General features: G+C 58.2%; 19 protein-coding genes. 13 read left to right on the top strand and 6 right to left on the bottom strand.

Annotated elements, in window-relative coordinates; translation table 11 throughout:
* Window positions 1-249: 249 nt before the first annotated feature.
* Both lipA and ACR0AL_RS03970 read left to right on the top strand, forming a co-directional pair.
* Complete coding sequence (gene lipA, locus ACR0AL_RS03975) at window positions 250-1,200, top strand: lipoyl synthase (protein ID WP_170348533.1); 951 nt, start codon at window positions 250-252, stop codon at window positions 1,198-1,200.
* Window positions 1,197-2,354 carry an amidohydrolase gene (locus tag ACR0AL_RS03970; RefSeq protein WP_170348534.1) on the top strand — a complete coding sequence of 386 codons (1,158 nt, stop codon included), beginning with the start codon at window positions 1,197-1,199 and terminating at the stop codon, window positions 2,352-2,354. The genes lipA and ACR0AL_RS03970 overlap by 4 nt, the downstream gene beginning before the upstream one ends.
* Here the strand turns inward: ACR0AL_RS03970 and hpt are convergent.
* Window positions 2,341-2,883, bottom strand: coding sequence for a hypoxanthine phosphoribosyltransferase (hpt, locus tag ACR0AL_RS03965; protein WP_170348535.1), 543 nt, complete (start codon window positions 2,881-2,883; stop codon window positions 2,341-2,343). The two genes, ACR0AL_RS03970 and hpt, sit on opposite strands and share 14 nt — an antisense overlap.
* Before the next feature lie 72 nt (window positions 2,884-2,955).
* Between hpt and ACR0AL_RS03960 the strand changes: the two genes are divergently transcribed.
* Window positions 2,956-3,402 carry a type II toxin-antitoxin system RatA family toxin gene (locus ACR0AL_RS03960; protein ID WP_170348536.1) on the top strand — a complete coding sequence of 149 codons (447 nt, stop codon included), beginning with the start codon at window positions 2,956-2,958 and terminating at the stop codon, window positions 3,400-3,402.
* 37 nt (window positions 3,403-3,439) lie between these two features.
* The gene (locus tag ACR0AL_RS03955; RefSeq protein ID WP_170348537.1) at window positions 3,440-4,735 is read left to right on the top strand and encodes an MmgE/PrpD family protein; all 1,296 of its coding nucleotides are present in this window, start codon (window positions 3,440-3,442) and stop codon (window positions 4,733-4,735) included.
* On the opposite strand, the gene pyrC is transcribed toward ACR0AL_RS03955, so the two are convergent.
* Complete coding sequence (pyrC, locus tag ACR0AL_RS03950; RefSeq protein ID WP_170348538.1) at window positions 4,732-5,769, bottom strand: dihydroorotase; 1,038 nt, start codon at window positions 5,767-5,769, stop codon at window positions 4,732-4,734. The genes ACR0AL_RS03955 and pyrC overlap by 4 nt on opposite strands.
* A gap of 134 nt (window positions 5,770-5,903) precedes the next feature.
* Between pyrC and ACR0AL_RS03945 the strand changes: the two genes are divergently transcribed.
* Both ACR0AL_RS03945 and ACR0AL_RS03940 read left to right on the top strand, forming a co-directional pair.
* On the top strand, window positions 5,904-6,812 hold the full coding sequence (locus tag ACR0AL_RS03945; protein WP_170348539.1) for an AAA family ATPase: 909 nt from the start codon (window positions 5,904-5,906) through the stop codon (window positions 6,810-6,812).
* A complete protein-coding gene (locus ACR0AL_RS03940; protein ID WP_170348540.1) occupies window positions 6,812-8,068 on the top strand; it encodes a vWA domain-containing protein in 1,257 nt (418 codons plus the stop codon). Before ACR0AL_RS03945 ends, ACR0AL_RS03940 begins: the two co-directional genes overlap by 1 nt.
* A gap of 3 nt (window positions 8,069-8,071) precedes the next feature.
* Here ACR0AL_RS03940 and ACR0AL_RS03935 read toward each other — a convergent pair whose 3' ends face one another.
* The gene (locus tag ACR0AL_RS03935) at window positions 8,072-8,572 is read right to left on the bottom strand and encodes a hypothetical protein (RefSeq protein WP_170375108.1); all 501 of its coding nucleotides are present in this window, start codon (window positions 8,570-8,572) and stop codon (window positions 8,072-8,074) included.
* Window positions 8,573-8,806: 234 nt separating this feature from the next.
* Here ACR0AL_RS03935 and ACR0AL_RS03930 point away from each other — a divergent pair, with 234 nt between their 5' ends.
* From ACR0AL_RS03930 to ACR0AL_RS03910, 5 genes are all read left to right on the top strand, one after another.
* Window positions 8,807-9,775, top strand: a complete 969-nt coding sequence (locus ACR0AL_RS03930) for an XdhC family protein (RefSeq protein ID WP_170409654.1) — start codon at window positions 8,807-8,809, stop codon at window positions 9,773-9,775.
* Window positions 9,772-10,770, top strand: a complete 999-nt coding sequence (locus tag ACR0AL_RS03925; RefSeq protein ID WP_480662029.1) for a molybdopterin-binding protein — start codon at window positions 9,772-9,774, stop codon at window positions 10,768-10,770. Before ACR0AL_RS03930 ends, ACR0AL_RS03925 begins: the two co-directional genes overlap by 4 nt.
* A 137-nt stretch (window positions 10,771-10,907) precedes the next feature.
* A complete protein-coding gene (locus ACR0AL_RS03920; RefSeq protein WP_170358232.1) occupies window positions 10,908-11,393 on the top strand; it encodes a (2Fe-2S)-binding protein in 486 nt (161 codons plus the stop codon).
* 79 nt (window positions 11,394-11,472) lie between these two features.
* Window positions 11,473-13,833, top strand: coding sequence for a xanthine dehydrogenase family protein molybdopterin-binding subunit (locus tag ACR0AL_RS03915; protein ID WP_480662027.1), 2,361 nt, complete (start codon window positions 11,473-11,475; stop codon window positions 13,831-13,833).
* A gap of 94 nt (window positions 13,834-13,927) precedes the next feature.
* Complete coding sequence (locus tag ACR0AL_RS03910; protein WP_480662025.1) at window positions 13,928-14,719, top strand: FAD binding domain-containing protein; 792 nt, start codon at window positions 13,928-13,930, stop codon at window positions 14,717-14,719.
* A gap of 43 nt (window positions 14,720-14,762) precedes the next feature.
* On the opposite strand, the gene ACR0AL_RS03905 is transcribed toward ACR0AL_RS03910, so the two are convergent.
* Complete coding sequence (locus ACR0AL_RS03905) at window positions 14,763-15,662, bottom strand: MurR/RpiR family transcriptional regulator (RefSeq protein WP_480662023.1); 900 nt, start codon at window positions 15,660-15,662, stop codon at window positions 14,763-14,765.
* A gap of 89 nt (window positions 15,663-15,751) precedes the next feature.
* Between ACR0AL_RS03905 and ACR0AL_RS03900 the strand changes: the two genes are divergently transcribed.
* Window positions 15,752-16,531 carry a beta-keto acid cleavage family enzyme gene (locus tag ACR0AL_RS03900; RefSeq protein ID WP_170409662.1) on the top strand — a complete coding sequence of 260 codons (780 nt, stop codon included), beginning with the start codon at window positions 15,752-15,754 and terminating at the stop codon, window positions 16,529-16,531.
* On the top strand, window positions 16,528-17,844 hold the full coding sequence (locus ACR0AL_RS03895) for an aspartate aminotransferase family protein (protein WP_170348549.1): 1,317 nt from the start codon (window positions 16,528-16,530) through the stop codon (window positions 17,842-17,844). The genes ACR0AL_RS03900 and ACR0AL_RS03895 overlap by 4 nt, the downstream gene beginning before the upstream one ends.
* 78 nt (window positions 17,845-17,922) lie before the next feature.
* Here ACR0AL_RS03895 and infC read toward each other — a convergent pair whose 3' ends face one another.
* Window positions 17,923-18,384: a translation initiation factor IF-3 gene (gene infC, locus ACR0AL_RS03890; RefSeq protein ID WP_238528775.1), complete on the bottom strand. Its 462-nt coding sequence runs from the start codon at window positions 18,382-18,384 to the stop codon at window positions 17,923-17,925.
* 245 nt (window positions 18,385-18,629) lie between these two features.
* Entirely contained in the window at window positions 18,630-19,463 is an 834-nt protein-coding gene (locus ACR0AL_RS03885) for a ferredoxin--NADP reductase (RefSeq protein WP_170349391.1), read from the bottom strand.
* Between the last annotated feature and the right edge of the window lie 64 nt (window positions 19,464-19,527).

The raw sequence follows: 19,527 nt of genomic DNA, 5'->3' as shown, positions 1-19,527 counted from the left end.
ATTCATCTGTGAACTGCTGAAGATTTAAAACAGTTCTAAATTAGCTTCAACGTGATTGTTGCTGCGAACGCGAATTCTTGTGAAGTCCTCAAAGCGTGCTGTTTTCAATAAAACTTTGTCGGGATTTGCTGGGTGATCTTCTGCATTTGCATAGTGCGCTGTTATGGCAGCTATGCATGGGTGGCGTAGCTAACCGCTGCAGTTTATATTATGTCGAAGCAAAATGACCCAAAGTCAGGAAAGCAAACCGTGCGTGATCTGAAGATCCCCGAACAACGTCATCCCGAAAAGGCGCATCGTCAGGACAATGCGCAACCGAAAAAGCCGAAGTGGATTCGCGTAAAGGCACCCGGTGGTAAGGGCTATGCCGAAACTCACAAAATCATGCGCGAGAACAATCTGGTTACGGTCTGCGAAGAGGCCGGGTGTCCGAATGTGGGCGAATGCTGGAGCCAGGGCCACGCCACCATGATGATCATGGGCGAGATCTGTACCCGCGGCTGTACATTCTGCAACATTGCCACCGGCCGCCCAGATGATCTGGACGCGTTTGAGCCCGGACGCGTGGCACACGCCGTGCAGAAACTGGGGCTGAACCATGTGGTCATAACGTCTGTGGACCGCGATGACCTGGCCGACGGTGGGGCGGAGCATTTCGCGCAGACCATTCGCGCCGTACGGCACCGTTCGCCTAAGACAACGATCGAGATTCTTACGCCAGATTTTCTGAAGTGTGACCCCTCGGTTCTGGAAGTTGTAGTCGAAGCCAAGCCGGACGTGTTCAACCACAACCTTGAAACCGTCCCAGGGCTGTATCCCGAAGTGCGCCCCGGTGCGCGCTATTTCCATTCGCTGCGCCTGTTGCAGCGGGTCAAAGAAATGGACCCTTCGATTTTCACTAAATCGGGCATCATGGTCGGTCTGGGGGAAGACGAACAGCAGGTCCGGCAAGTGATGGATGACATGCGCGCCGCTGACATCGATTTTCTGACCATCGGCCAATACCTGCAGCCCACGCCGAAACACCATGGCGTCGACCGCTTTGTCACGCCGGAAGAGTTCGCATCTTATGAGAAAGCAGCCTTTGGCAAGGGCTTCCTAATGGTGTCGGCAACGCCTCTGACTCGGTCGTCCTACCACGCGGGCGACGATTTTGCCCGCCTGCGCGATGCACGCCAGAAGAAGTTGGAGCAAGGGTGACACCTGACACACGCGCGCAGCTTACCCGCCTGCGTCACGAACTGCACCAATCCCCGGAACTTTCGGGCCAGGAAGAGTTGACGGCCGCTCGGATCGCGGACGAATTGCGTGCCCGTGGCGCAGATCAGGTTTTGACTGGAATCGGTGGGCACGGCGTGGCGGGTGTGTTCGACAGCGGGCAGGCCGGACCGACAGTTGCCATTCGATGCGAGCTTGATGGTTTGCCCATTCAAGAGCAGTCCGAAGCAGCCTATGCTTCACGCATTTCGGGCAAGGGGCATCTGTGTGGGCATGACGGCCATATGGTGATGGTTCTTGGTGTAGCAGATCACTTAAATCAAAACCGTCCTCTGCAGGGACGGGTAGTATTAATCTTCCAACCTGCCGAGGAAACCGGGCGAGGGGCTATCGCCTACCGGGCCGACCCTAAGTTTTCGGAGATCGCGCCGGATTACCTGTTTTCCCTGCACAATCTACCAGGGCTGACGTTGGGGGACGTACAGCTGTGTGAGGGTCCGGCAAACTGTGCGTCGCGCGGGATGAAGGTTGTTTTGAAGGGTAAGACCTCGCACGCGGCGGCGCCGCAGGATGGGATCTCACCCGCGGGGGCATTGGCCGCGTTGATGCCGCAAATGGCACGGCTGGGAAATGGCGGTTCGCTGGACGCCAATTTCGCGCTGACGACCGTGACGCATGTCAATCTTGGTGAACCGACCTTTGGCGTGGCGCCGGGCCGGGCCGAGCTGTGGGTGACATTGCGCACCGTCGCTGATGCGCGGATGCAAAGTCTGATCGAAGAGGCCGAGGCGCTGGTTGCGCAAGCGGCGTTGGATCAAGGGCTTAGATACGAGATCACCTATGAAGACGTCTTCGAAGCCTGCGTGAACGCGTCTGACGCCGTCGATATCCTAAGCCGATCTTGCTCTGAAGCGGATGTACCTTGTGAAGTGACGGCTTACCCGCAGAAGTTCTCTGAAGATTTTGGGCAGTTCGGCAAAGACGCCAAAGCTGCTATGTTCTGGCTGGGCTCAGGAGTGGGTCACCCACAACTGCACAACCCAGACTACGATTTCCCGGATGCGCTGATCCCGGTCGGTACCGGGATTTTCGTAGCCGCCATTCAACAGGTACTGGGCCCGATCAATCCTCTGTGAAGCGAACCTTGCCGATGAACGGCAGGTTACGATTGCGCTGCGCGTAGTCGATTCCATAACCCACAACAAATTCATCCGGAATCTCGAACCCGATCCAGTCGGATCGGAAATCGACCTCGCGCCGGCTGGGTTTGTCTAGCAGAGCGATAGATCTCAGTCGCGCGGGTTTACGGCTTTGCAGCAAATGGGTGACGTGGTTCAGTGTGTGACCGGTATCGACGATATCCTCGACGACCAGAACGTCGCGCCCTTCGATAGCGCCGCGCAAGTCCTTGAGAATGCGAACTTCCCGGCTGCTTTCCATTGAATCGCCATAGGATGAAGCTTCAAGGAAATCCACCTCGATCGGCAGGTCCAGCTCGCGCACTAGGTCGGCAATAAAGACGAAACTACCGCGCAACAGGCCGACCACGACCAGCTTGTCGGTGTCTTTGTATTCAGTGCTGATTTCGCGACACAACTCCTCGATCCGGGCGGCGATGGCCTTCGCCGAGATCATCTCATCTATCACATATGCACGGTCGCTCATCGCTGCCCCCTTGATCTTTGGCGCGCAACATACGAAATCACGCGCCATTGTCACCTGTTAATACTGGACGCCATGCCTACTCATTCGGAAACCCGCCACCTGCCGTATACGGCGCAGCAGATGTACGACCTGATCGCGGACGTGGCGAAGTATCCCGAATTTCTACCCTGGTGTGCCGCGGCCCGTATTCGCCGGACCTATGCCGCGGGTGAGGCGCAGGTGATGGAGGCGGACCTGATCATCTCGTTCAAAGTTTTCCGTGAAAGGTTTGGCAGCCGGGTGACGCTGTTTCCTGATCAGATGAAGATCGACACGGAATATCTGGACGGCCCGTTCAAATACATGAAATCCGATTGGCAGTTCGCAGACGCGCCTCAGGGGGGCTGCAACGTGTCCTTCCATGTGGATTTTGAATTCAAGAACGCCATCCTGCAAGGTATCATCGGTGTTGTGTTCAACGAGGCCATGCACCGGATCGTGCAGGCGTTCGAAACCCGTGCTGCGGATTTGTACGGCTAGGTCTTTACCCGCATACGGCGCACGCTAGACTGCGCCCATGAGCGATTTTTCCACATCACTTGCAGGGTTTGCTGCCGGACCCGTCGAGACGACAATGCAAACGCGAGTCGTCACGTCTTTGTCTGTATTAGACTGGATTGCTGTAGGTCGGGCCGGGGTTTATGAGCGTGTCTCTAAAACGGTGCGTGACCTTGTGTTAGGCGAAGAGGGCGCCGCGCAGGCGCATCTTTTTGGCGGTGAGGCGGCGCCGTTGCGTGGGGCGGCATTGGTCAATGGCACCGTGTCGCATGCGTTGGATTACGATGACACGCACTTTGCCCATATCGGTCACCCTTCTGTTGCGATTCTGCCCGCCGCGCTGGCGCTGAGTGAATGGGATGACCGCATCCTAGTCGATTTCCTCGAAGCCGCGCTGGTGGGGATGGAGGTTTCGATCCGTGTAGGGCTGTGGCTTGGAAGGGATCACTATCAGGCGGGGTTTCACCAAACCGCTACGGCAGGCGCGTTCGGTGCGGCCGTTGCGGCAGGGCGCATCCTCGGCTTCGACGCGGATCAGATGCAAAAAACGCTTGGGTTGACGGCCACCCGCGCGGCTGGCCTCAAGACGCAATTCGGAACAATGGGAAAGCCCTATAATGCAGGGCTTGCGGCCTCGGCCGGGGTCGAGGCAGCGTTGCTGATCGCTAAAGGCTTCACGCCGAACATGAACGCTTTGGAAGGTCAGTATGGGTTTGGTGCGACCCATAGCGGCCAGGCGGATGCGCAAACCGCTTTAGATGGGTTGGGCGATGAATGGCTGTTCGAAACAGTCAGCCATAAGTTCCATGCCTGTTGCCACGGCCTACACGCCGCGCTTGAGGCCGCGCGTGATCTGGATATCGCCGAACCCGAAGTGGCCGAGATCAAGATCAAGACCCACCCGCGCTGGATGAGCGTTTGTAACCAGATGTCTCCGACGACCGGGCTGGGGGCGAAGTTTTCATATCGCACCGTGATCGCCATGCAGGCGCTTGGCCATGATACGGCCTTGCCGGGCAGCTATTCGGAAAAGGTCTGTGCTGACCCGCGACTGATATCTTTACGCGACAGGATCGCGGTTGAGGCGGATGAGACCCTGACGGAAACGCAGGCGCATCTGACCCTGCTGCGCCGTGACGGTGCGCAGCTTGAGGTAACGCATGATCTGATGGCACCGATGACCCTGTCTGATCGCGAAGACCGCGTGCGCGGTAAGGCAGGCAAGCTGATCGGTGGCGAAGAGGCGGACGCGATCTGGTCGATGCTGCGCACCGGCGGTCGCGCCCGCGATTTGGCACGGATGCTGGCGGGTTAAACCACGCGCCAGTGCAAAGCGAAGCCCGGCTCAAACACCGTCACGGGGCCGTCCTCGGTCTCGATTTTGTTCGGGTATTCCACGGGGGCGCCTTTGGTCAGGGTAATGGTGTCTTCGTTCACCGGTAGGCGGTAGAACGCAGGCCCGTTGAGCGAGACGAAGCCTTCCAGCTTGTCCAGCGCACCTTGGGATTCGAACATCTCGGCCACCAGCGACATTGTGTTTGTCGCGGTGAAACAGCCGGCACAACCGCAGGCCATTTCCTTATTGGCATCCGTATGCGGCGCGCTGTCGGTGCCCAGGAAATACCGCGCATCGCCCGAGGTTGCAGCGGCCAGCAGCGCCAGTCGGTGTTCCTCTCGCTTGGCGACAGGCAAGCAGTAATAGTGCGGTTTGATCCCACCGACCAGAATGTGGTTGCGGTTGATGATCAGGTGGTGCGCCGTGATGGTCGCGCCCAGATCAGCGTTGTTCGATTTCACATAGTCCACACCGTCTTTGGTGGTGATGTGTTCCATCACCACGCGCAGTCCGGGTGTCGCCTTGCGGATCGGATCCAGAATACGGTCGATGAACACGGCCTCACGGTCGAAGATGTCGACCTCAGGGTCGGTGACCTCGCCATGGACGCACAAGGGCAGTCCGATCTCGGCCATCTTTTCCAACACCGAGCGGACATTGTCGAAATCCTGCACGCCCGAGGCTGAGTTGGTCGTGGCGCCCGCCGGATACAGTTTGACCGCTTTGACCAACCCGCTGGCATGCGCGGCGGCGACATCGTCGGCATCGGTGTCTTCGGTCAGATACAGCGTCATCAGCGGCTCAAAGCTCATGCCATCGGGCAGGGCAGCCAGGATACGGTCGCGATAAGCGGCGGCCTGATCGCCGCGCACGACAGGCGGCACCAAGTTCGGCATGATGATGGCACGGGCAAAATGTCGCGCGGTTTCGGGCAAGACGGCCTGCAGCATAGCGCCGTCGCGCAAGTGCAGATGCCAGTCGTCGGGGCGGCGGATCGTGATGCTATCGGTCATGGCGCACCGGCTAGCACAGAGCCCGCCGCCGGAAAAGACCTTGTCAACGACTCAGATCACCGTATGTCTGGAAAGGTTATGGCCTTGACGCTTGAACACAGCCATGACCAGTTGAGGCGAAGGAGAAGATTGACATGACACAGCCGGATTCCATCGACGCCGTTCAAAAAATGCTGGGCGCGCAGGGCTATGTCTGCGGGCGGGCGTTGGCTACGGTTGTGTTCCTTTCGCTGAAACTGGGTCGCCCCTTGTTTCTGGAGGGCGAAGCCGGAGTTGGCAAAACCGAGATTGCCAAGGCACTGGCCGCCGGGCTGAACCGGCGGCTGATCCGACTGCAGTGTTATGAGGGGCTGGATGCGTCCTCGGCTGTGTACGAATGGAATTTCCCGGCACAGATGGTGGCAATCCGCACGGCCGAGGCGGCGGGCGGGGCAGATCGCGGGACCTTGCAGTCTGAGTTGTTCTCGGATGAGTACCTTGTCGAGCGCCCATTGCTGCAGGCCATGCGCCCGGACGAAAATGGTGCGCCGGTCCTGCTGATTGACGAACTGGACCGAACCGACGAACCCTTTGAGGCCTTTTTGCTTGAAGCGCTCAGCGATTTTCAGGTCACCATTCCCGAACTGGGTACTGTCAAAGCGCCCGAGCCACCGATCGTGATCGTGACCTCAAACCGCACGCGCGAAGTGCATGACGCGCTGAAACGGCGTTGCTTATATCACTGGGTCGACTATCCCGATTTCGACCGTGAGATCGAAATCCTTCACACCAGAGCCCCCGAAGCGGCCGAGGCGCTCAGCCGTGAGGTCGTTGCTTTTGTCCAACGTCTGCGCACCGAGGATTTGTTCAAGAAACCCGGCGTGGCCGAGACGGTAGACTGGGCCAAATGCTTGCTGGCGCTGGACGTGATCAACCTAAGCCCCGAAGTGATCGGCGACACGCTGGGCGCGATCCTGAAATACCAAGACGACATTCAAAAGCTGCAGGGGTCCGAGGCTAAGCGGATTTTGGATCAGGCGAAAGCTGATTTGGAATTGGCCTGATGGCCGAACAACTGCCGCTTGATATCCCCGACGATCCAAAGCTGGCGCAAAACATCACTCATTTTGCGCGAGCCTTACGCAAGGCCGGTTTGCCCATCGGGACAGGTCGGGTGGTTGATGCCATACGTGCCGTTCAGGCAGCAGGATTTACAGAGAAACAGGATTTCTACTGGACTTTGCACGCTTGTTTCGTGAACCGCCCCGAACATCGCATGGTGTTCGCGCAGGTCTTTCGTCTGTATTGGCGCGACCCGCGGTATCTTGAACATATGATGTCCTTGATGTTGCCCGCGATCCGTGGCGTGCAAGAGGAACGCAAGGCCGACGCCGCCGAAAAGCGTGCGGCTGAGGCGTTGTTGGACGGAGTCGAACGTGACCCGCCAGACGTTGATGAGGGCGAGGGCGAAACAGAGCTGGAGATCGACGCCTCAAAAACCGCGTCGACCGAGGAATTGTTGCGCAGCCTGGATTTCGAACAGATGAGTACTGCCGAGATCGCGCAGGCCAAACGCATGCTGGCGCGATTGGCTTTGCCCGTAAAGCCGATCGAATCTCGCCGTGGGCAAGCCAGCCATCTGGGGCACCGGATTGACCGTGCGCGGACCTTACGAGCGGCCATGCGTCAAGGCGGAGAACTGCGCGATATCGCCCGCCTAAAGCCCAAGCCGCGTTGGCCCAACCTTGTGGTGCTGTGTGATATTTCGGGATCGATGAGCCAATACAGCCGGCTTATCTTGCACTTCCTGCACTCTGTTTCGAACACCAAGGGGGCGGGATGGGCCAAGGTGCATGCCTTTACCTTTGGCACACGCCTGACCAACATCACCCGTCATTTGCAACAACGCGATGTGGATGCAGCACTTGCTGCGGCTGGTGCCGAAGCGCAAGACTGGGAGGGCGGAACCCGGATCGGAGAATGCCTGCACGCGTTCAACCGCGATTGGTCGCGCAGGGTTATGGGGCAGGGGGCGGTGGTTTTGCTGATCTCAGACGGGCTGGATCGCGGTGACCCCGACGCCTTGGGTCGAGAGGTGGAACGGCTTCATCTGTCGTCTCGCCGCCTGATCTGGCTTAATCCTCTGTTGCGTTGGGATGGGTTCATGCCCAAGGCGCAGGGCGTGGTGGCCATGCTGCCGCATGTGGACAGTTTCCGCGCCGGTCATTCAATTGCGTCACTGGAAGACCTAGCCGCCGCAATCTCAAAGCCTGATGATATGGGTGAGAAAGCGCGGCTGATGACCGCGCTTTCCGGCTGACCCTTAGCCCAGCTGTTCTTCGTTGCACTTACGCGCCATTTCCATGGCCTTGTAGGTGCCGGTCAAATCAACGGTGAAGGCGAATTCCTTTTCCGGGAACACGATCATGACCTTTTGTTTTGCGATATCCTCAGCGAATTGGGGATCATCTGACAGAACATAGCCGCCAGAATAGCCCTTGGTAATGTTACCCTTCATGCCGGTGGCTTCGCCGACATAAACGTTGTCGCCCAGCAGAATCGCCACGGCTTCTTTTTCGCCACGCTTGATGTCGGTCTTGGCTTTGGTGAATACGCCCACATAGCCTACGCCACGATCTTCGGTCAGCCCCATCTGCACCACGTTTTCAGCGCTATCTACGGCCTCGATCAGGCAGGATTTCTTTTCTTGGTCGATGAAGACCTTCCACCCTTCAACTTCGCCATAACGCAGGAATGTGTCCGCGCTGACTGCGGTTGACGCCAACAGGGCAATTGCTGTTCCGAGTGTAAAAATGCGTTTCAAGTCTCTGTCTCCCTTGCGAAAATAAAATATGCGCATACTAGAATGCACTAGTGGCGCGTGTAAGCTAGAATCAGGCTCCGTGACAATCAATCCCTTGCGGTTATGGCGGGTATCCGGGCTAAATTGCGCCGAAGGTTCCGAACTTCGAACTCACGCACAGAGTTGATGACCGGGTTTCCTTTTCATATGGCGAAACCTGCCTATGTTGGGTCAGAACGCTGGCGGAGAGTGTTAATGGACAGATTCGACAACAGCCCGGAAACGGCCTTGCGCTGGTTCAGTGAAGGGCAGCCCACAGCCCTGGCCACAGTGGTGGAGACCTGGGGCAGTGCCCCGCGCCGTGTTGGTGCGCAACTGGTCATAGGTGCGGATGGACGGATCGAAGGCTCGGTCTCGGGCGGTTGCGTCGAAGGCGCCGTTGTGGTCGAGGCGCTGGAGGCGATCGACGAAGGCGAAGCGCGCCTGTTGGAATTCGGCGTCAGCGACGAGGACGCCTTTGCCGTGGGTCTGGCCTGTGGTGGTACTATCCGGGTTCTGGTCGAGCCGGTGGGCAGCGTGCTGCCCGAACCTATGCTGCGGGAGCTGGTTAAGGCGCGTGCCGGGCGTGACCCCGTGGCATACGAAGTGAACATCGAAACCGGTCATCGAGCCCTGCGCCGCAACGCTTATGCAGACCGGTTGCGTATGGACCGTTCGGGGTTTGAGGAAGATGGCCAAACATTCGTCGCGGTCCATAATCCCCCGCTGCGGCTTATCATTGTTGGCGCAGTACATATCGCGCAGGCGTTAGTGCCGATGGCGCGTATCGCCGGGTATGACCCGGTTATCATCGATCCTCGCGACGCCTTTGCCTCGGACGCACGATTTCCGGGTGAGAAGATATTGACCGATTGGCCGGATGAGGCGGTGGCCAAACTGGGCTTGGACGCGCGCACGGCGGTGGTGCTGTTGACCCATGACCCAAAGCTGGACGATCCAGCCTTGGAATCAGCTTTGCAGGCGGGCGTGTTCTATATCGGCGCCCTGGGATCTACCCGAACTCATGCCAAGCGGGTGGCACGGATGAAAGAGGCCGGCTTTAACGACGCACAGATCGCCCGCATTCATGGCCCCATCGGGTTGGATATCGGGGCTGCGGGGCCTTCGGAAATCGCCGTGGCCATTTTGGCGCAAATGACAGCCGTGCTGCGAGGCAAAGCGTGAAGTTCGGCTCCGTTCCCGTCGATCAAGCTGCCGGAGCCATCCTTGCGCATTCCGTGCAGGTCCAGGACGCCAAGCTGCGCAAAGGGATCGTTCTGACGCCCGAGCATCAGGAACAACTGGCCGCCGCTGGGTATGAGGCCGTCACGGTCGCCCGGCTGGAGCCCGGAGATTGTCATGAGGACAAGGCCGCTGGGATGCTGGCCGATGCCCTGGCGCCCGATCCGAAAGCTGCCGCGCTCAGGGTGACCCAACCGTTCACCGGGCGCGTGAATCTGTTAGCGGACGGGCCGGGTGTTGTGGTTCTAAAAGTCGAAGCGCTTGAGGCGTTCAATCAGGTCAACCCAATGATCACAGTTGCCACCGTGCCGCAACATCAGCAGATGGGCGCCGGAGGTATGGTCGCGACGATCAAAGTCATATCCTATGCCGTTCCAAGCGCGGATGTTCTTGAAGCCTCACACGTGGCAAAGGGTGCCATCCGCCTTGCCACACCAGTTTACAAAAAAGCCGGGCTGGTGGTGACCGACATTCCCGGCGGGCCTTCGAATGAAAAAGGCATTGCCGCAATCCGGGGCCGGGTCGAGGCACTGGGGATGGAGATGACCGATGTCCGCATCGTCCCGCACCAGACGGATGCGATTGCGCAAGCTGTCTCTGAGATACAAGGCCAGGTAGCGATGATCCTGACCGGGTCGGCCACCTCGGATGTGGCTGATGTCGCCCCTCAGGCGGTGCGGGCTGCAGGTGGGCAAGTGGATCGGTTCGGCATGCCGGTCGATCCGGGCAATCTGCTATTTCTTGGCTCGCTTGGATCGCGACCGGTGATCGGGTTGCCGGGATGCGCGCGGTCACCAGCGTTGAACGGGGCCGATTGGGTGCTGTCCCGTGTCGCCTGCGGGATCAACACGACCGGAACAGACATTGCCGCAATGGGCGTGGGTGGGTTGCTTAAAGAGATTCCGACGCGGCCGCAACCGCGGGCATCGCGGCGATAATTTGCCTTTCTGAGTCAACGTAATACTTATGAAGGCTAGCCAAATGACCTCCTGGACAAATCGCTAAATATTTTTGTTCTCAAACAAAAATTCCCGTGTTTAACTCGGGCCAGGGAGTTTCATTTTGGGAGGAGCGAATGACACAGGTCTCAATGACCGTGAACGGAAAATCCGTGAGCGGTGATGTCGAGGGCCGGACATTGCTGTCCAGTTTTCTGCGCGATCATCTGTCACTGACCGGAACGCATGTAGGATGCGACACTGCACAATGCGGCGCGTGTGTGGTCCATGTGAATGGCGAGGCGGTCAAATCCTGCAACATGCTGGCGCTAGAAGCTGACGGCGCAGATGTCGGCACGATTGAAGGGCAGGCCAACGACGATGGTTCGCTCAACACTATCCAACAGGCCTTTCAGGATCATCACGGGTTGCAATGCGGTTTCTGTACGCCAGGCATGGTGATGAGTACGGCTGCGTTGCTGAAAGACAATCCGCGCCCGACCGAAGCTGAAATCCGCAAGTATCTGGAAGGCAACCTGTGCCGCTGCACCGGATACCACAACATCGTTAAGGCGATCATGGCCGCGTCAGGCCAGGACGTCAGCAGCATCGCTGCCGAATGATGCCGCTGCGGGCGTAAGCGAGACGCCCGTGGGATGACAAAGGGTGCATAAGCATCCGTTAATGGGAGGAGAACAAGCAATGCCCAAAGACAGTGGCATCGGAGCCAGTTCCAAGCGCCGCGAAGACGTGCGCTTTCTGACCGGAGACGGCAATTATACCGACGATATTAACGTGGCCGGCCAGGCCTATGTACATTTTTTGCGTTCCGACATCGCGCATGGACGGATCAAAAGCGTCGACACCTCGGCCGCCGAGGGTATGCCCGGCGTGGTCAAGGTATTCACCGGTAAAGATTTCGAAGGTGTGGGGGGAATGCCCTGCGGCTGGGAAGTCACCGACAAGCATGGCGCGCCTATGCAAGAGCCGCCGCACCCCATTCTGGCGCAAGGCAAGGTACGCCATGTGGGCGACCCGATTGCGGCGGTTGTCGCTGACAGTCTTGAACAGGCACGTGATGCCGCCGAGGCGATTGACGTCGACATCGAGGAATTGCCTGCCGTCATGGATATGAAAGCCGCCGCGCAGGGTGGCGCGACGCTGGTTCATGACGATCTGAAGAACAACATCTGCTATGACTGGCAGTTGGGTGAGGCAGATGATGCCAAGGTAAACGAGGTTTTCGCCAATGCGGCGCATGTGACCACGTTGGATCTTGTGAACAACCGTCTGGTGGCGAACCCGATGGAGCCGCGCGTGGCCGTAGCCGAATATAAGCGCGGCACGGATGAATACACGCTGTACACAACGTCACAAAACCCGCATGTGATCCGATTGCTGATGTGTGCATTTGTTCTGGGCTTGCCCGAACATAAGGTGCGCGTTGTGGCCCCGGATGTCGGCGGCGGCTTTGGCACCAAGATTTTCCATTATGCCGAAGAGGCGTTCTGCACCTTCGCCGCCAAGGCCTGCAACCGTGCGGTCAAATGGTCGTCCAGCCGGTCCGAGGCTTTTATGTCGGACGCCCATGGCCGCGATCACGTCAGCACCATCGAGCTGGCGCTTGATGCAGATAACAACTTTGTCGGTCTGCGCACCAACACCTTTGCCAATCTGGGCGCTTATCTGTCGACGTTCTCAAGCTCGGTTCCAACATGGCTGCACGGCACGCTGATGGCGGGCAATTACAAGACGCCGGTTATTCAGGTGAACGTGAAGGCGATGTTCACCAATACGGTGCCGGTGGATGCGTACCGAGGAGCAGGGCGGCCCGAGGCGACATTCCAACTGGAGCGTGTCGTGGACAAGGCCGCGCGCGAGTTGGGCGTCGATCCGATTGCCCTGCGCCGTCAGAACTTTGTCACCCAGTTCCCTTATGACACGCCGGTGGCGCTGACCTATGACACCGGGGACTACAACGGGACGATGGACAAGCTTGAGACTGCGGCCGATCTTGCAGGGTTTGCCGCGCGTCGTGCGGAAAGCGAGGCAAAGGGCAAGCTGCGAGGTTTGGGCATCAACTGCTATATTGAGGCTTGCGGTATCGCGCCTTCGAACATCGTTGGCATGCTTGGCGCTCGTGCGGGTCTTTATGATGCGGCGACCGTTCGGGTGAACGCGACCGGTTCGATCAGTGTCATGGTTGGTGCACACAGCCATGGGCAAGGGCATGAAACCGCCTTTCCGCAGGTTGTGGCTGACATGATCGGCATTGATGAGTCGATGGTCGAGATCGTGCATGGCGATACCTCCAAGATTCCATTCGGCATGGGCACTTATGGTTCTCGTTCGTTGGCGGTTTGCGGCTCGGCCATGGTCAAAGCAACCGAGAAGGTGATCGAGAAAGCCAAACGGATCGCGGCGCACCTGCTTGAGGCGTCCGAGGCTGATATCGAACTCAAGGACGGTCAGTTTAGTGTCGCAGGAACCGATAAATCGGTTGCTTGGGGAGATGTGACCCTCACGGCTTATGTTCCGCACAATTACCCGCTGGAGGTCGAACCGGGACTGGAGGAAACCGCGTTCTATGATCCGGCCAACTTTACTTTCCCCGCAGGGGCCTATGCCTGTGAAGTTGAGGTCGACCCGGAAACTGGACAGGTCAGCATCGAAAAGTTCACTGCCGCGGACGATTTCGGCAACATCGTCAACCCGATGATTGTGGATGGCCAGGTGCACGGTGGTATCGGTCAGGGCATTGGCCAAGCGCTGTTAGAGAACTGCGCATATGACGAGAACGGCCAGCTGCTGAGCGCCTCCTACATGGATTACGCCATGCCGCGTGCCGATGATGTTCCGTTCTATGCGGTCGACCACTCCAGCCAAACGCCCTGCACGCACAACCCGCTGGGTGTCAAAGGCTGTGGTGAGGCTGGCGCGATCGGTTCACCACCCGCAGTGGTGAACGCGGTGCTGGATGCGCTGAACTCGGGTGGAAAGGCGGTGGATCACATCGACATGCCAATGAGCCCATCGCGCGTTTGGGCGGCGATGAACAGCTGAGTGGTTTGGGGTGCGAGGGGCTGCCCCTCGCGCTCTCCGAAATAATTACAGCCAGATGAAGGGCGGTTCCGCGCCTTTCGGAAAGGAAGACGAAATGTACAATTTCGAGTTTGAGAAACCCTCGACCATTGCGGATGCAGTTGCTGCTCTGGCGGTTGAGGATGCCCAAGCCCTAGGAGGCGGGCAAACACTGATTCCGACGCTGAAACAACGGCTGGCGGCACCTTCCGCTCTGGTCTCGCTGAGCGGGATTGCCGAGATGAAGGGTGTATGTGTCGACGACGACGGCTCGGTGTCGATTGGGGGAGCTACAACACATGCAACCGTCGCGGCAGAGGCGGCGGGCAGCTATCCTGCACTGGCGGCGTTGGCTGGTCAGATTGGTGACCCCGCGGTGCGCAATCGCGGCACCATTGGCGGTTCGGTTGCCAATAACGATCCAGCAGCTTGCTATCCGGCGGGCGTTTTGGGGTCGGGCGCGACAATTATCACCAATACGCGCCAGATTGCGGCGGATGATTTCTTTGAAGGGATGTTCTCGACCGCACTGGATGAAGGTGAGATCATCACCACAGTCCGGTTCCCGGTGCCACAGGCGGCGAGCTACCAGAAGTTCCTGCAGCCTGCGTCGCGGTTTGCACTGGTGGGTGTCTACCTTGCACGTTTTGCAGATGGGGTTCGCGTTGCTGTAACCGGCGCCAGTGAAGACGGTGTCTTCCGTTGGTCCGAAGCGGAGGAAGCTTTGAACAAAGAGTTCAGGGCCGATGCTCTGATGGATCTACGTATCAATCCGGCAAACATGATCGGTGATCTGCATGGTAGCAAAGAATACCGCGCGCATCTTGTTGGTGTCATGACAAAACGGGCCGTCGAAGCCTGTATTTGAATGGTAGAAAACCCTTGAAGCCCCGGCCGCAAGTCGGGGCTTTTTACGTACGGCGTAGTTTTGGGGGTTTTGAGGGCTGCCAGTATGCGCCGGTGTCTTCGCGAGCTTTTTGATAGGCTTCCAGCCGTTGACGGGCAGCTTCACCTCCTGCGTCAAAAAGATGACCCAGCAGGCACTCCAGTACGGCCATTGCGCCGGCGAAACAGGAAAACGGATGCAGGGCGCGAGTGCTGACGGTGAAGGCAACATCAGGCTCGATCCCAGGTGCGATCACGTCACTGTCCGAGATCAGGATCAGGCGCAGCCCCTGTTGCTTCGCAATTCGCATCGATTGGATTGTATCTGCCGAGTAGGGATGAACAGTGATAGCGATCAGGCAATCCTGTTGGTCCGCATCCAATAGGTCGTCAGTTGCGGATCCCACATGGCGCGGCACCAGTTGAATGCCCGGATGCGCCATGCGCCCTGTATAGGAAAAATAATAGGCCAGCGCATAGCTGGCACGCGTGGCCGTCACGAAACACCGGCGAGACCTGGTCATGTACTGGATGGCCTCGCGCACTTTATCGGGTTTCATGAGGCGCAGCGACCGTGTGACGACGTTCTGTTCGTTCTGTGCCAGTTTGGCTTGGTTGGAGCCATGGGTATCCTCGGACTGCAGGGCGCTCAACCAATCTTGTCCCAAATCGCTTTCCCTGTCGGTGACCAGAGCATTGCGGAATGGGGTGCGGAAGGCCTCGAAACCATCGAAACCCATGCGTTGGGCCAATCGAACCAGAGCATTCGAGCTGACGCCGATCCGGGTGGCTGTGGTACGGATCGGATCAAGGCCGAAATCTCCGGGGTAGTCGATGATGTATTTGGCAGCAGCTTGCAGGGCAGCTGGCATCTGTTCAATCTCTTGACGCAGATGGTCGATGATCTGGGTTGGTGTGCTGTTCATAGCTGTAAAAAAACAAATGTTATGCAAATAGCAAGTAAAAAACAATTTTTGGCAGATTAGATAGGGCAAGTATTAGCCGAGGAATGTGCATGTCGGACTCGCAATCAAAAATCCAAACTGTCGGACGGCCCTATGTTCTTGTCGCCCCAAATGGCGCGCGGCGTGGGGTGTCGGATCACCCGGAATTGCCGGTATCCACTGATCAGATCATCCAGACCGCACGCGCCTGTTTTGCGGCGGGCGCGAACGGATTGCATCTGCATATCAGGGATGCGGAGGGGCAGCATTCTCTGGACGCTGGTCAATACCGGGAAACGATGGCCGCGCTGCGTCAGAGTGTACCCGGGCTGGACCTGCAAATCACGACCGAGGCCGCGGGCGTGTTCGATGTGGTCGCCCAGTTTGCGTGTCTGGAGCAGGTGTGCCCGGATTGGGCGTCGATTTCCATACGGGAGATTGCGCGCTCGCCTGAATTGGCCGATCGGGTTTACGGCCTGTGTGCCGCGCAGGGGACGCGGGTGCAGCATATTCTGTACGATGCTGACGATGCCGATTTGCTGGCGCAATGGCAAAAGGCCGGAATTGTGCGTGAAAATCAGGCGGAGTGTATTTTTGTTCTGGGGCGCTATACGGCCGGCCAGCAATCTACCCCGCAGGACCTGGACAGATTTCCCAAAGGGTCGTCGCCATGGATGGTGTGTGCCTTTGGCGCGCATGAACATGCCTGTCTGGCATACGCTGCTGGGCAGGGCGGGGACGTTCGCGTCGGGTTTGAAAACAGCCTGACGGATGAGAGCGGGACCCTGTGGCAAGACAATGCCGCGTCGGTGTCGGCGCTTGTTGACAAGCTGGAAAGGGCAGTCAAATGAGTCACGTATTTCCACGCCATACAAAATCAGAGCTGCCGATCGCGGCTGGTGGGGACGGGTGTTACCTGATTGATGCGCAGGGCCGCCGCTATCTGGATTGTGGTGATGCTGCGGTGTCGTGTCTGGGGCATTCCAACCCATCCGTCATCGGGGCAGTGCAGGAACAGGTCGAGCAGATCGCCTTTGCGCATACCGGGTTCATGACCTCGGAACCGGCCGAAACGTTGGCGGATTTGCTGGTCGAGCATGCTCCGGGTGACTTGGACCGGGTGTATTTCGTGTCGGGTGGATCCGAGGCGACCGAGGCTGCGATCAAGCTGGCGCGGCAGTACTATTTGGAAATTGGCCAGCCTGAGCGGCGACATGTAATTGCCAGGCGGCAGAGCTATCACGGGAACACTCTGGGGGCTTTGTCAGCCGGAGGCAACGCGTGGCGGCGGGCGCAGTTCGCACCGATGCTGATCGAGATGACTCATATCGCGCCCTGCTATGAATACGCGGAGAAACCCGACGGCGAGAGCAGCTTTGACTACGGTCAGCGCGTGGCCAATGAGCTTGAAGCCGAGATCCTGCGGCTGGGTCCTGATACCGTGATGGCGTTCATGGCCGAGCCGGTTGTTGGCGCAACCTTGGGCGCGGTGCCAGCGGTTGAAGGGTATTTCAAACGCATCCGCGAAATCTGCGACCAGTATGGTGTGTTGTTGATCCTGGATGAGGTGATGTGCGGCATGGGTCGGACCGGGCATCTGTTTGCCTGTGATCACGATGGGGTTGCCCCGGATATTCTATGCATCGCCAAAGGGTTGGGCGCTGGATACCAACCCATCGGTGCGATGATGTGTACCGCACAGATTTTTGATGCGATCCGCAATGGGTCTGGTTTTTTTCAGCACGGCCACACCTATATCGGCCATCCGGTCGCGACAGCGGCAGCCCTGGCAGTTGTCCGCGAAATGACACAACGCGATCTGCCTGCTCGGGTGGCGGTCATGGGTCAAAGGGTCCAATCCAAACTTGAGGCTGCTTTGGGCCAGCATCCGAATGTCGGAGATATTCGGGGTCGGGGAATGTTCCGGGGCATTGAACTGGTGGCGGATCGTGACACCAAGGCACCGCTTGACCCCGCGCTTGGGGTGGCTGGCAAGATCAAAAAGGCCGCGCTGGCCGAAGGCCTGATCTGCTATCCCATGTCTGGCACACGCGATGGGCAACTGGGGGATCACATCCTGTTGGCACCGCCCTTCATCATCGAAGACGCGCAGATTGATGAGATGGTCAGCAAGCTGAGCAAGGCTATTGCGTCCGTGATCTAGCGGTGTGGGACAGCGCGCTTGAAATGAAAAAAGCCCCCTTATGAAAAGGGGGCTTTGATCATTCATTCTGTCAGAACTTTATTTCTGCGGCAGAGGCCCGATCATCATGATCATCTGACGGCCCTCCATTTTGGGCATGTTTTCGATCTTGCCCAGATCCTTGACGTCTTCGGCCACGCGTTCCAACAACTCACGGCCCAGGTTCTGGTGCGCCATCTCACGACCACGGAAACGCAGGGTGACTTTGACCTTGTCGCCGTTTTCAAGAAACTTGAACACGTTGCGCATTTTCACATCATAATCATGCGTGTCGGTGTTGGGTCGGAATTTGACCTCTTTCACCTCGATGATTTTTTGCTTTTTGCGTGCTTCGCTTTCGCGTTTCTGCTGTTCGTACTTGAACTTGCCGAAATCCATGATCTTGCAGACAGGCGGGTTCGCATTGGGCGAGATTTCAACCAAATCAAGTCCGACATCGGCGGCCATTTGCATTGCTTTGGCGGGATGAACCACCCCGACGTTTTCACCTTCGGCGCCAATCAGGCGAATTTCGGGGGCACGGATCTTATCATTGACGCGCGGGCCGGTGTCTCGCTGCGGCGGCGCGTTGTGAGGTCTGCGAGCTATTGGTTCATTCCTTTGATGATTGCAGAATTTCGAGCCCGAAATTTAGACTGCTGCGCGGCCCGTTTCAAGCGCCATCCGCGCGGAAATGGCTGAAATTCACAGGTTTGCAGCGGGTTTATGCGCGAGCCACGGTAATTCCAGCGGCCCGCGACAGAAGATCAGCCCACAAAGGCCTTTTCGATCACGAATTCCTTGGGTTCGGAATTGGCGCCTTCGCGCAGGCCGAACTCTTCCAGGATCGCCTTGATGTCCAGGTTGAAGGCCAGCGAACCGCAGACCATGGCACGGTCGGTGTCAGGGTTGATGCCGCCTTCGATGCCCAGATCGGAAAACACGGTCCCGTCCTTCAGCAGGTTGGTGATGCGGCCCATCTTGGGGCTCTCTTCGCGGGTCGTGGTGGGGTAATAGCGAATCTTGTCGGCAAAGCCTTCACCCATCAATTCGGCCAGCATCTCGTCCTGACGGATGCTGTCAATCAGTTGACGGCCGTATTCCAGTTCCGCCACTTCGCGGCAGGTGTGTGTAATGATGACCTCGTCATAATCCTCATAGGTCTGCGGCTCGCGCAGCAACGAGGCGAAGGGCGCAAAGCCGGTGCCAGTGGCGAAGAACCACAGGCGTTTGCCAGGCAGCAGGGCGTCATGGACCAGCGTGCCAACGGGTTTGGGCCGCAGGATGATCTGGTCACCCGGTTTGATGTGCTGCAGTTTCGAAGTCAGCGGGCCGTCCTGCACCTTGATCGAGTAGAACTCCAACTCTTCGTCCCAAGATGGCGAGGCGATGGAATATGCGCGCAACAGCGGCTTGCCGTTGTCGCCCAACAGGCCGATCATAACGAACTCACCCGAGCGGAACCGCAGCGAGGCAGGGCGCGACACCTTGAACGAGAACAGGCTGTCGGTCCAGTGTTTGACGTCGGTTACGGTCTGGGCGTCCGGCAGAACGGGGGCCTTCACGGCGGTTGCTTCGGTCACGGGCTTCATCTCTGTCATGGTTTCACTGTCGGTCAGCGTGACCGGCATCTCCGTTTAAACGTTGTTTCAAGGCAGGAAAAGG

It is taken from the genome of Ruegeria sp. BB1 (genome assembly GCF_056539465.1).
The sequence above is the reverse complement of the archived record's forward strand: the minus strand, read 5'-3'. Positions and strand labels throughout refer to the sequence as shown.

What these genes read in the sequence shown, in the direction of transcription:
- hpt (WP_170348535.1), bottom strand. Translation starts at nt 2,883, where the DNA reads ATGAGCGACCGTGCATATGTGATAGATGAGATGATCTCGGCGAAGGCC.
- ACR0AL_RS03960 (WP_170348536.1), top strand. Translation starts at nt 2,956, where the DNA reads ATGCCTACTCATTCGGAAACCCGCCACCTGCCGTATACGGCGCAGCAG.
- ACR0AL_RS03955 (WP_170348537.1), top strand. Translation starts at nt 3,440, where the DNA reads ATGAGCGATTTTTCCACATCACTTGCAGGGTTTGCTGCCGGACCCGTC.
- pyrC (WP_170348538.1), bottom strand. Translation starts at nt 5,769, where the DNA reads ATGACCGATAGCATCACGATCCGCCGCCCCGACGACTGGCATCTGCAC.
- ACR0AL_RS03945 (WP_170348539.1), top strand. Translation starts at nt 5,904, where the DNA reads ATGACACAGCCGGATTCCATCGACGCCGTTCAAAAAATGCTGGGCGCG.
- ACR0AL_RS03940 (WP_170348540.1), top strand. Translation starts at nt 6,812, where the DNA reads ATGGCCGAACAACTGCCGCTTGATATCCCCGACGATCCAAAGCTGGCG.
- ACR0AL_RS03930 (WP_170409654.1), top strand. Translation starts at nt 8,807, where the DNA reads ATGGACAGATTCGACAACAGCCCGGAAACGGCCTTGCGCTGGTTCAGT.
- ACR0AL_RS03920 (WP_170358232.1), top strand. Translation starts at nt 10,908, where the DNA reads ATGACACAGGTCTCAATGACCGTGAACGGAAAATCCGTGAGCGGTGAT.
- ACR0AL_RS03915 (WP_480662027.1), top strand. Translation starts at nt 11,473, where the DNA reads ATGCCCAAAGACAGTGGCATCGGAGCCAGTTCCAAGCGCCGCGAAGAC.
- ACR0AL_RS03910 (WP_480662025.1), top strand. Translation starts at nt 13,928, where the DNA reads ATGTACAATTTCGAGTTTGAGAAACCCTCGACCATTGCGGATGCAGTT.
- ACR0AL_RS03905 (WP_480662023.1), bottom strand. Translation starts at nt 15,662, where the DNA reads ATGAACAGCACACCAACCCAGATCATCGACCATCTGCGTCAAGAGATT.
- ACR0AL_RS03900 (WP_170409662.1), top strand. Translation starts at nt 15,752, where the DNA reads ATGTCGGACTCGCAATCAAAAATCCAAACTGTCGGACGGCCCTATGTT.
- ACR0AL_RS03895 (WP_170348549.1), top strand. Translation starts at nt 16,528, where the DNA reads ATGAGTCACGTATTTCCACGCCATACAAAATCAGAGCTGCCGATCGCG.
- ACR0AL_RS03885 (WP_170349391.1), bottom strand. Translation starts at nt 19,463, where the DNA reads ATGACAGAGATGAAGCCCGTGACCGAAGCAACCGCCGTGAAGGCCCCC.